At 48.3% G+C, this 12,027-nt stretch carries 6 protein-coding genes; 2 read left to right on the top strand and 4 right to left on the bottom strand.

Annotated features, from left to right (window positions below):
* Positions 1–3: 3 nt before the first annotated feature.
* From PTQ21_RS06545 to PTQ21_RS06530, 4 genes are all read right to left on the bottom strand, one after another.
* Positions 4–1,338: an ABC transporter substrate-binding protein gene (locus tag PTQ21_RS06545; RefSeq protein ID WP_063566437.1), complete on the bottom strand. Its 1,335-nt coding sequence runs from the start codon at positions 1,336–1,338 to the stop codon at positions 4–6.
* Between the two features lie 335 nt (positions 1,339–1,673).
* The gene (locus tag PTQ21_RS06540) at positions 1,674–3,971 is read right to left on the bottom strand and encodes a glycoside hydrolase family 88/105 protein (protein ID WP_274569218.1); all 2,298 of its coding nucleotides are present in this window, start codon (positions 3,969–3,971) and stop codon (positions 1,674–1,676) included.
* Positions 3,972–4,227: 256 nt separating this feature from the next.
* Positions 4,228–5,802, bottom strand: coding sequence for an S-layer homology domain-containing protein (locus tag PTQ21_RS06535; RefSeq protein ID WP_063566439.1), 1,575 nt, complete (start codon positions 5,800–5,802; stop codon positions 4,228–4,230).
* Between the two features lie 264 nt (positions 5,803–6,066).
* Entirely contained in the window at positions 6,067–6,885 is an 819-nt protein-coding gene (locus PTQ21_RS06530; protein WP_274569217.1) for an endonuclease/exonuclease/phosphatase family protein, read from the bottom strand.
* 279 nt (positions 6,886–7,164) lie between these two features.
* Between PTQ21_RS06530 and PTQ21_RS06525 the strand changes: the two genes are divergently transcribed.
* Positions 7,165–8,934 carry an SWIM zinc finger family protein gene (locus PTQ21_RS06525; protein WP_063566441.1) on the top strand — a complete coding sequence of 590 codons (1,770 nt, stop codon included), beginning with the start codon at positions 7,165–7,167 and terminating at the stop codon, positions 8,932–8,934.
* A gap of 5 nt (positions 8,935–8,939) precedes the next feature.
* Entirely contained in the window at positions 8,940–11,954 is a 3,015-nt protein-coding gene (locus PTQ21_RS06520) for a DEAD/DEAH box helicase (protein WP_072735817.1), read from the top strand.
* The last annotated feature ends 73 nt before the right edge of the window (positions 11,955–12,027 follow it).

Below are 12,027 nucleotides of genomic sequence, written 5' to 3'. Positions count from 1 at the left end.
GTGTTATTGACTTGATGCAAGTGTCGCCTTGGCCCCTTCAATGAACTGGGCAATCACATCCGGTGTGTTGTCTTGACCAAAGGCAATCTGCTCGCTTGCACTCTTGAAGCTGGTATCCACTTCGGAAAATCCTTGCGGGTATGGCGGATCAATTTCACTGGAGTTTTTCGATACCACATCGATAAATTGGAAGATAACTTGCTCCGCTTCTGGCAGTGTAGGCTGCATCTTCTCACGGATACTGGCATTGACGGGTACTCCGCGTTCCGAGCCGAGAATGGCGGTAGCTTCGGGATCATTTACCATGAAGTCGATAAACATTGCCACTTCCTTCGGATGTTTCGTTTTGGCATAACCGGACAGGAACTGGCCTGCTTTCAGGTATTCACCGATTTGCTTTTCACCCACACCGTGCGGAAGCACTTGTATCCCAAGCTTATGATCCTGGTTTTTGTTCACCTGCTGGAACGTCAGCAATTGGTTAGACCAGGCAAAGTCCATGGCAGCTGTACCAAGTGAGATCGGGCGTGTCTCCAGTGCATTCGTAGTGGACGCTGTCACTTCTGCGGAGGTAGCACCTCCGTTCTCACGAAGCGCCCCCCACATGTCAAACCATTGCTGAAGCTCCCCGCTGGTTGCTGTCAACGTCCCGCCATCAAATAGCCCCTTGCCTGTTTGCCGGATAAATACCTCAAACATGTTAGTAGTTCCCGATACATCCGCCGAACCGTAGAAACCGTCACCCTTCTCTGCTGCAATTTTGGCAGCTACGTCACTAAAATCTTTCCACGTCCAGCTTTCCTGCGGCTCCTCGATCCCGAGCTCCTGGAATACGGTCGCATCATAGATGACACCTGGCGCATTTACACCCAATGTAATGGCGTATAATTTATCGTCAATCGATCCGGCTTTGAGCATGCTCTTATCATGATCCTCGGTGCGCAGCTCCTTGCTCTCTGCGTATGGGGTCAGGTCAAGCAATGCACCACGCCGGGCAAAATCGGTTAGAAAAGCGTAATCCATCTGAATGATATCCGGTGCATTTGAACCGGCTACCTGTGTGGTCAGCTTGTCAAAGTATCCGTCCCAACCGGAATATTCCGGCTTGATGGTAATGCCAGGGTGTTTTTCTTCAAACAGCTTAATCACTTTGGTCGTAAGATCGTGTCGAGTCTGTGATCCCCACCAAGTCATACGAAGTTCAATATTGCCGGAAGTTCCCCCTTCTTCTCCTTCATTGGATGAAGCAGATGGTCCTGATGACCCTCCGGAACAGGCTGTAGCGAACATTAACAGGGATAGGCAGAACAAGGTTACCCACTTTTTGGTATTCAACATGATTGAATTTCCTCCCCTTTAGCTTTTATGGAATCGCTTACAAAAACTATTGTAACGGCCTATGGCTGCTCATGACATAAACAAAAGTAAGCTTTCCTGTCAAAAAAGTAAGGGGTTGGGACAAATGTCCATTCAATTGTCTTCAATATTCTTAGTGATTAAATAACCACCAGGAATGACGCTCCCAGTGGTTATTCATATATACTGCATTCCTCGTGCCGCGTACTCTACTTCGCTCCATCTCACCAGTGGTCATCCAGCCGTCTGCAATGAAACGTTAGAGTAGCTATCATGTGAGATTTCGATCAAGGTATCCTGTAGTTTTACTGACACTTTCAGGATTGCGTCACAGCAGTTGATGACACCTTAGGCTGGGCCAGATGTTTCTTCATCTTCGCCACTTCGGTTCCTGCCAGCATCATAATGCCAATACCGTGATTGTCATTCGTTACCGTGAGCAGGTCCTTATTGTAATATTCTGCAGTAAAGGCATATCTCGAACCACTGCATACACCATGTACATTACCCTGACGATCAATCGCTTTACGGGTTAATCCGTTCCAGGCCCGCTCAGCCGCTTCAATGTAACGTTCAGGTTGATATAACCAACCAAAACGTACTCCCCGTGCAAAACCATAAGCAAACATCGCTGTACAGGAGGCTTCCTGGTATGTTTCCGAATCATTCAATACCTGATGCCACAATCCACCCTCTCCTTGCAGAGCTGCATATCCTTCACATAATTCATTAAAGAAGGCAATTAAAGTCGGGCGCTCCGGGTGCTCTGTCGGCAAAGCTTCCAATACCTCAGACAGCGAAAAAAGCGTCCAACCATTTCCCCGTCCCCACGGAATTTGTGTCGCCTGTCCATATTTAAAATCGTATACGTGGGACATGATCTTGAATTCAGGCATGAACAGATATTTCCGATACAATAAAAATTGTCTAGCAGCTTCATCCAGTGCTGAATTATTTCCCGTCAGTCGGGCATACCGCACAAGAAACGGAGTGCTCATATAAAGGTCATCTGCCCATATCGTATTCTCGGCAAATTCACCGATACACTCACGGTAAAATGCACCGTCCTCCTGTCGCTCCAACCGGGTCAACATAAAATCTGCAATTCGATCGGCAATCGGCAAAAACGTCGGCTCCTGACATTCGGAATAGGCTTCCAGCATGGCTGAGCCAAAGGAGCCACAGTTATCCAGCATTTTCATCATAACCAGCTGCTGGTTAACCGCTGGGAAACCATACTGCTCCCGATCCCATAATGAGTACTCATCCATACGGGTACACGCCTGCACATGTTCTGACGCATAACGCGTAATGTCGGGCCGCTGCAAATAACGTCCAGTTTGCAACAGACCATATACGGTGACACCTAAAGGATAGTCCCAGCGACCATAGTTGGTTACACTGCCTACGGTCCATTTGTTACTGAGCATTGCATTTTCATAATAGGGGCGTATCCACGCATCCGGTCTGTCCAATCGCCAATATATGCGTTCCTTCCGTGTATGTTGGCTTCCCATTTCTTCTGGGTTATCGTTCAATACACTTCCTTTAAACACCCGATCAGTACGCATTAGATCCTGCAAATCAGGTTCTACGTCCTCCGATTCAAAAGGTCCTAGATATAGCCACGGCTCTCCAGAAGCTCCGTGCACACGCTGGGGAAGCTCCAGTTCCAATTGCTCTCCATTCACCGTTGCATTTATTACAAAATTCCATGACTCAGCCGTATCGCTACATTCACTGCGAATCAACAGGTCATTCCGTCCAAAAGATCCGGGTATGTTCACCTCGAATGGACCTGCTTCCTTCAATTGCACTGCCGATACACCGTTCAGCCATATATTCAGTGGTCCGGAAGATTGACCAGACAAACGGATCGGGCAATCACTTGAATCCCTGTTGATTAACCGTGTCCACGCATAGACTTGCTGACCTGGAAGATGTCCGTATATTCTCTCCAGGGATGGTTGCGTCTGTTTCTCCTCTGACCATTGCGCGTCAGGCAGCCAATCTAGTCTGTGATCCTCTTCTGACCCGAGCAGATTCCATTCCGGATGATTCTCCTCCGAACTTATCGGTTTGGAATACACCCATCCGGCCTGTCCCTGTCTCTCCTGGAAAGGAGCAAGCACATTCAGAATACGCACTTTCCCCTCGTCCGAGCCAAACTGGCATCCAAAGCCCGCAGGTGTATACTTCATCTCCAGCAACAACATATTCCATCCCGGTTTAATGTCGATTCCCAGTTTCACAGTCGCGTCCAGGTTGATCTCATCCATGACCGTGGAGCGATATACCAATTGCTCGTTAAAATAGAAGCGAACCGGTCCATAACAGCGGATCAGCACATCCAGATTTCGATCTTCATCCCCCCATACCAGCGCTGCGGCATAAGAAATCTGACCTTTCTGTGCATCAGGGAAACGTTTACTCAAATTCAGATCATACAGACCCTTCTCATTTTGCAAAATACCAGACTTCTGAAATACGCGATATACAAAATCAGCCTGCGCGTTGGCACCTATATACCTCTCTGCCAGCACCTTCAGCACCTGATCCTGATCTTCTCCGAATCGATAGTACATACTCTGCGGTTCACTGAAATACGTTGTCATTGAATGCCCACATTCCTCTCCCGATGGAATACATAGGTATAGCGCTTAACCTTTGTGAGAAAATCCCTTTTTGGTGAACGTTGATGATCCTCGTTTATCTTTGGAATAGCCAAATAATAAACCAAGTATAACTGACCTGCTTCCCGGTGGCTACAGATTTTTGATTACGCTTACAAATAAATAATTGTATTGTCAGTCTGACGATAAGACAAAACAACGGACTACATCGTTGTAGTCCGTCTCATGTAAATTAAAATTATCCGAAGATGTCAAATTTAACGAATAGCTTCTCTGTTTCTTCATATACAGATTTGGTTAATCCTTCGCCGTCAGCATCTACACGAATGATTAAATCATATTGACCTCTTGTCTCATTCATCTTATTTCCCAATTGCAAAATAATAGGTGTGCCGGGTTCTACATTTACTTTAAGCTTAAGCGTATGACCATCATTACTGATCTGACTGCTATCTATTGTATAATTCTCACCATCAATTTGGTAAGAATCATCTATGCTAAACTGGAACGCATCGGTCCAATACTCGATGGTGCCATCCACAAATTCTTCCCCTACATCGTAGTTTAGAGAAAATGGATTATTTCCATATTGAACTTGAAGATACTTTGTTTTAGAGTTGCTTGAGTCGAAGCCAAACTTACTGGAACCTATAGTCGGCACGTCTACTGGCATTTCTCCGTTTACAAGTGTAAAAGTAAATACATGCGCCGCATCTTTAGGAGACTCATTACCTGCTGAATCCTTGGCAGTAACCACAAATGTGTAGTCTCCTGGAGTCAAATTTTTCAATTTGGTAAGCGCAAGTGAACCATCCGATTTGCTTTTGGCAAGGGGAATTCCTTCTTCCAACTCTCCTTCATCCACGACTCCATTCGTATTCGCATCAGTCCAACTATAGAAAGTTACAACGGCTCCTTCTTCACTTACTGCTCCAGAATCCCCCTGAACTTGATCCCAGGTTCCGCTGTAATTATCGATAATGCTAAATTTGCTTACATCCACCGTTGGTGCTGTTGTATCCGCAGGTACAGATGGATTCATGTTCCCGCTGTCGCTACTTCCACCTGATGAGGACCCGCTATTATTCGAACTGGTAGATGGAGCCGGAGTAGGCACGGGCGTTGGTGTTACCTCTGGTGTTGGTGTTGGCGTAGGCACTGGTTCAGGTTGCGGACCTGTAGTTTCTTTTATCGTTTGCAGCAATCGAGAAGCCGTCAGTGCCGCAGCTTGACGATCGGCTTGTAACACGGGTTTAAACATGTTGTTTTGATCACCGATAATGTATCCAGCTTCGAGTGCCGCTCCAACCGCATCTTTTGCATATTTCGAAATAGTTGCGCTATCCTTGAACGTTAAGGAAGCAGCTTTGCCCGTTACGTCTGTTCCCTTTGCTCTCATCAGGGTTACGACCATATCCTGTCTGGATAATGTCTTACCGCTCCCGAATTCCCCGCTTCCCATGCCTTTAAATATACCTGCTTGATATACCGCTTCAACAGAAGCATAGGCATAGCTAGTCACAGGAATATCTGTAAATGTCGGATTGGATGGGACGTTATTGGTTACATCCAGTTTTAACGTTTTGGCAACTAGGATGGCAAAATCCTGTCTGGTAATCATACCGGACGGATTAAATTGGCCATCACTGAATCCAGTGACAATCCCTTCGTTTTGCAACTCTACTATGGCATCTTTGGCATAGGATTTATCGATATCGGTAAATGATACTGCGGCGTTAGCCTGTGTCGTCCACAAAGGTGTTGTCAACAAGGACGCCGCGAGAATCGAGCTGATGAAATGATTTTTTTTCAAAAGAATGCTCCCCCAATATGAAGTAAGTTCGTGTCATTCCAACGCAAAATCCAATCGAGGATCTTCCTTAAATAATATGGACATGTACGATAATGCACATTATATAGAGAGGCTCTGAACCGATTCTGAACAAATCGCCTTATTTCGACAACGTGGGGAGCAAAGGTTTAAAAATAAAAAGCCTCCGCTCACTTCCTTATAAGGAAGTGAGCGGAGGCTTTCGTTTTATTTTGATAAAAAATTGTGTACAAGGCTGACCTACTGTTAAATTTCCACAGCTACGCCATAATGGTCAGAGACCACAGGGCCGTTCTTTCCGTTGAGAACTACCATCGAAGACTTCGCCTGTACCGGACGATTCGAGAAAATATAATCAATACGCAGATCGCGTTTGTTATCCGCCCAGCCGGCAATGGCTTTGACCACGGTTGCACCGTCATCCTTTTGCACAGCTGTCGTGTACAGGTCATTCCAGCCCTTGCTCATCATATAATCGTAGCCTTCCCCACGTACTTCTGCGACATTATTGAAATCTCCCATCATATACAGCGGCTGGACCATATATGGAGCGAGCTTGCTCTCAGTCAGTTCCCACTGCCCCTTGAAAGGCTCTTGTTCATCATCCCACCAGTTATAGTGTCCATTCACAAACCAGGTGGCTTCGCCTTGTACTTCAGTCTGAACACCTATAATTTTGCGTGTCCGGTAGTTAGCGTAATCCCGCATGTGGGATACATACTCTCCAAAAGCCTTTGTAATCGGCGTCCGGCTCAGGATTGCCAGCCCTTCATCGTATTTTTGGAAACCGACATGGGCGGGAATCCATGTCCAGTAATAGGTCTCGGTCAGTTGCGTAAGCAGAACGTAGGCGTAGTTGTCTTTTTTGATCACAGCATCCGATTCCGTGGCAAAGTAATGTTTCAGTTCCTCCGCGGACAGCGCTGCTTCTTGCATCGATTGATTAACCTCTTGCATGGAGATCACATCAAATTGGTGTGTATTGATAAAATCAGCCAGCTGAATGATCTTGTTCAGTTGGTCTTCTTCTGCCCAAGCGTGCGTATTTAACGTAAGTATTTTCATATGCTCTCTCCTGTTGTTTAAAATTAAGCCGAATCCCGGCCTGCATCGTTCCTGAAAGGAATACATACGATAAGCATACACAAGACGAGCCTATTATGCATGGTTTATGGTAAAAAATAGAGATCGGTACTCTTGGGTTTCACCTATTAAAAAGTCCCATCCAAGTTCTCAGAACCAATGCACGGAGCACATGATAACTGATATGATGGATACATGAAATGTACACCATTACGTCAAGACGTGGTGATTACTGAACCTATGATTTCCCCAGGAGATGGAATGATGAACATACCTATTGACATGAACATGGATGATGCGCAGTGGCAACAGCTGATCAGGCAGGTCGCTGAACATTTTAACAACCTGACGATTATGCGCGGATTTCAATATTATAAACAGAAACGCGTCGGAACATTAACCTTCACTGAACAAAACGGAATTTTGGCTGAAGTGCAGGGCTCCGATGATTATAAAGTAACCCTGAGCTTGCAATCGTTGAACACCAGTCACTGCACCTGTCCGGTAGGATCTCATTGCAAACATATGATAGCCGTTCTAATGAGTTATGCGGAGCAACTGGGGCGACCCGTACATGGCATCGTCAATGCTCACTCCAGTACTGCACTGAAACAGGCTCCAAAACCTGCTGCTATGGCGACTTCAGGACGTTCGGATTACGCAGCGCACGAAGAGGATCTCACCATCCCTGATAACCAGTATAGCCAGATCAAGGAACGTGCAACGGAACTTGCAGAACTTGAAATCACGGAATGGCATGAGCTGTTTCGGGCATGCCTGAAACGACTCGGGATAGGCACGCCAAGTACATCGTATGTGCAGGCCGCAGCGGACGAGCTCTATTCCATTAAACCTAAGCTATCCGCTGGCATGGACCAGTTATTTGAGCTGCATGTTCAGTTGCACCTGATTCGCTTCTGTGTGCCTGGCCGCAATTCAATCACACATACACCGGTGTATCTGAGCTATCCTGCTCAACTTGCCGTGGATGCGCTCCAGAAAGGACTGGAACAGATCTTTAGCCGTCCGTTGGATCTCTCAGGTCTGAAGGGCACGAAGCTTGAACAACTTTGGAAAAGGCTTGAGGAAACCTCATCTTACCTGCGTACGCAGATGATATCCGAGACATCCAGCATGATGTTCTTCACCCCGATGTATCGACAGCTTTGGTTAAACTGGATCGTGCCTCATCTCCAGGAAAACCGAAAAACGCTAGAGTCAGAGCTAGCGTTTCTACAGGAAATGGAGAACGGACTGACTGCTGCTTCCAAACCCGCCAAACCTGGTGAGAGCGTGCTAAGCGTAGCGAATCTAACGGAAAATGGGCGCAATGCGCCGATTAAATCTGCCACTCTGCCCTTGCCGCTGGTATTGGCGCAGAGCTGGATGTATTTCCATTTGGGACAAGATGATCAGGCTTGGCAGCGATTGATTAGCGGAGGCTCGGCATATGGCATCCCGCCGGAGCATCTGCTGCATTTTCTTCATGTGCTTGCAGATTCTTCAGACTGGAAACGGCTAGGCGAGTGGTTAGTACAGCTTGGACCTCTGCTCGCGAACCGACGGAACTCCCCTCTGAATGATTACATGCAGTTGTGGGACACAGCCATTCATCATCTTCCTGATGTAGAACACCGCATGTGGGACACATTGGTCAGCATGCTGCCTCATTCCCGGCCAGCTTATGAAGAAGCAATGCATTCCCGGGGACAGTGGCGGCGGTGGATTGATTTTCAACTGAGCACGGAGACAGAGCCGCTAGAATTCCGGGTAGCGGTGCTACAGCCGATTGAAAAGGATGCACCCGAACTGCTTTTGCCTTTCTACCATCAAGCAGTGGATCGTTATATCGGACACAAAAACAGGGACGGATACAAAGCAGCAGTGAAACTGTTGAAGCGTCTGTCCAAAATTTATAAAAAATTGAAGCAGGAAGAACATTGGGAGCAGTTTATCACCACATTGGCTGTTCGCAACAGCCGACTGCGCGCCCTGCAGGAAGAGCTTCGGAAAGGTAAGTTGATCTCATGAGCCTAATGCACCCTTACACCGAAACAATTGAGGTCCATGTTGCATTGACAGGATACGGGGACGCCTTGTTCTATGGAGCGCTGAACACCCATCACTTTGTATCGGGACAATCGCTCAAGCAGCGATTATTTGCTTGGCATGCCCCTTCTTTCTACGGTACAGAACTTGAAACAAGACAGATCGAAGAAATTGAACTGGTCGTACTGCCTGCGGAAGAAGTGATTCCTTTCTTCAGCGAAATGAACACCCTTCTACACATAGAATGGAAATGGGACGAGCAGGCAGAGCATTTGATCCGGCTGGCCCCGGTACTCGCAGCATCGATTGAGAATCGTAAATACATCCCTAGCTTCACCGCATTTCGTACCGGACAACTGCAATGGACCTGGGACCCGGACAGCTTGAAAAAGCAGGATCGCACCACTCTTGGCAAAGCTCTGGAACAAACGGATGAGAGCTACGCCGAAGGGCTGAGTGCTGCCTTTTCCGCTTCCGTGTTCCAGCGATGGTACAGTACGGAGGAAGCGGCCACCGATCTGCGGCGAGAATTCCCGCAGTTGTTTCCACAAAGCGGAACAGCTCCGCAAACAGCCGGCATGGATGCCCAATCCTGGCTGGTGTCCATCGGCTGGAAAGCAGACGCAGCCCCATTCCGTCCACTCCTGCAATTGCTGGAGCCGGAAGATGATGAACCGGCTTGGCGGCTACGGCTGGTATTGCAGAACAAACTGGATGCAGCCGTACTCGTTCCCGTGAGGCTAGATTCACGTGGCCGGTTGGAAGGTGAATGGCCTGACGTGTGGACGCCGTTCATCCTTGATCGTTCGGGAGGATGGCTGGAGCAGCTGCGTGCACATCTGCCCCGAATTCGCCGCGCTATCAGTGGCAGTCGGGATGTGCTCAGTGATCCATTGGAAGATCAGGATGCTTGGCTGTTCCTGACGCAAGACAGCGGACGACTACTCGAAGCTGGCTGGCAAGTGCTGCTTCCGGGTTGGTGGGAAGCTGCACGCAAGAAGAAACCCAAGCTGCGTGCCAAGGTGAAACCGGAGGAAGGCAGTGAACGGGGACAGTCGTTCTTTGGACTGGACTCGATCATTCATTTTGACTGGCGTATTGCGATTGGGGATACGGATCTCAGCGAGGAAGAATTCGCTGATCTCGTGGCCCGTAATGAGCGGCTGGTCCGCTTCCGTGGAGAATGGGTTCCCCTCGATCCAGCCTTGCTTGAGCAGATTCGTAGGGCCATGGGTGGTGTGGATCAGGAACAGGGGCTATCGTTTCAGGATATTTTGCACCTGCATCTGCTGCATAATGAGCAACGCGAATATCGTAACCAGAAACGCAAAGAAGGACAGGATGAGGAAGAAGAACAGCCACAATCCAACGAGAACATTCGACTTGAGGTGGAACTGAACGAACACCTGAACCGGGTAATTGCACAGCTTGGCGGCGGGCAAGGCGGCGCTCCTTCCCTGCCTATTCCGGAAGGATTGCATGCTGAGCTGCGTTCTTATCAAAAAGAAGGTTTCGCATGGCTTGGATTCCTGCGTAGATTCGGTCTCGGGGCTTGTCTTGCGGATGACATGGGACTGGGAAAAACGATACAGTTCATTACGTATTTACTTCATCTCAAAGAGCATGAGCAGCGCTTGCCTGGGCAGGCCCCGGCCCTTCTCGTCTGCCCCACTTCCGTATTGGGAAACTGGCAAAAAGAAATCAGCCGCTTCGCGCCTTCAATTAACGTCAGTTTGCATTACGGGGCACGAAGACTGAGCGGAGAAGAGTTCCGGGAACAGACTGAACAGGTAGATATCATCATTACCTCCTATGCAACAGCTACTCTGGATCAAGAGATGTTGCAGTCATATACGTGGGCATCCATCTGTCTGGATGAGGCGCAAAATATTAAAAATGCCCAAACGAAGCAGTCCATGGCAGTACGCAGCTTCCCGGCAAAACACCGTATTGCACTGACTGGTACGCCGATTGAAAATCGGCTGTCCGAGCTGTGGTCCATCTATGATTTTATTAATCCAGGCTATTTGGGCAGCGCGCGGGCATTTCAGACTCGCTTTATCAGTGCGATCGAGAAGGATAAGGACGAGCAACGCATGCAAGATTTGCAGCAGCTCGTGAAGCCATTCATGCTGCGCCGCAAGAAGAAAGATCCGAATATTCAACTCGATCTGCCGGACAAAAATGAGATGAAAACCTACATTCACCTTACGGGTGAGCAAAGTGCACTGTATGACCAGTCCGTTCAGGAACTGATGGACAAAATGAAAGAGCTGGAAGGCATCAAGCGCAAAGGTGCGATTCTGTCTGCCTTAACCCAGCTCAAGCAGTTGTGTGATCATCCCCTGCTGCTGACCAAAGAAGCCTTGCCGGAAACGATCTCCTCGGAAGGCTCTGTAACAGAGTATGACCTGTACAGTCCGCAGGATATGGCCATGCTGATCAGTCGCTCCGCGAAGCTGGAACGACTGATGGAACTGGTCCGCGAACTACGGGATGAGGGCGAACGGTGCCTGATTTTCACACAATACATCGGCATGGGACAGATGCTGCAACAAGTATTGAGACAGGAGTTGCAGGAACCTGTGCTATATCTGCATGGGGGTACGTCCAAGACAGGAAGGGATCGCATGATTGATGAGTTCCAGTCCCGGACGTTGCCTGCGGCAGAGCAGCCGTCGGTCTTTATTCTATCCATCAAAGCAGGCGGCGTGGGCTTGAACCTGACCGCAGCGAATCATGTATTCCACTTTGACCGCTGGTGGAACCCTGCCGTAGAAAATCAGGCTACAGACCGCGCCTATCGGATGGGACAGACGAAGGATGTTCAGGTACACAAGTTCATCTCGCTGGGCACACTTGAAGAACGCATTGACGAGATGCTGGAGAGTAAACAGCAGCTCAGCGACAATATTATCACCAGCTCTGAAAACTGGATTACCGAGCTGTCGACGGATGAGCTGAAGGATCTGTTCACCCGGCGCCGCGACTGGTCGGGTTAACTCCAGACTAAGTTGATGCGACATACGCAACCTTGTAAATAGTAGAATACAAAAAGAGCGAAGTGTCGGAAAT

The sequence above is a fragment of the Paenibacillus marchantiae genome (genome assembly GCF_028771845.1).
In the GTDB taxonomy this organism is placed as follows: domain Bacteria; phylum Bacillota; class Bacilli; order Paenibacillales; family Paenibacillaceae; genus Paenibacillus; species Paenibacillus marchantiae.
This window is presented reverse-complemented; position numbering and strand designations above follow the sequence as displayed.

Coding starts and splice junctions, on each gene's coding strand:
- PTQ21_RS06545 (WP_063566437.1), bottom strand. CDS start 1,338: ATGTTGAATACCAAAAAGTGGGTAACCTTGTTCTGCCTATCCCTGTTA.
- PTQ21_RS06540 (WP_274569218.1), bottom strand. CDS start 3,971: ATGACAACGTATTTCAGTGAACCGCAGAGTATGTACTATCGATTCGGA.
- PTQ21_RS06520 (WP_072735817.1), top strand. CDS start 8,940: ATGCACCCTTACACCGAAACAATTGAGGTCCATGTTGCATTGACAGGA.
- PTQ21_RS06530 (WP_274569217.1), bottom strand. CDS start 6,885: ATGAAAATACTTACGTTAAATACGCACGCTTGGGCAGAAGAAGACCAA.
- PTQ21_RS06525 (WP_063566441.1), top strand. CDS start 7,165: ATGATGAACATACCTATTGACATGAACATGGATGATGCGCAGTGGCAA.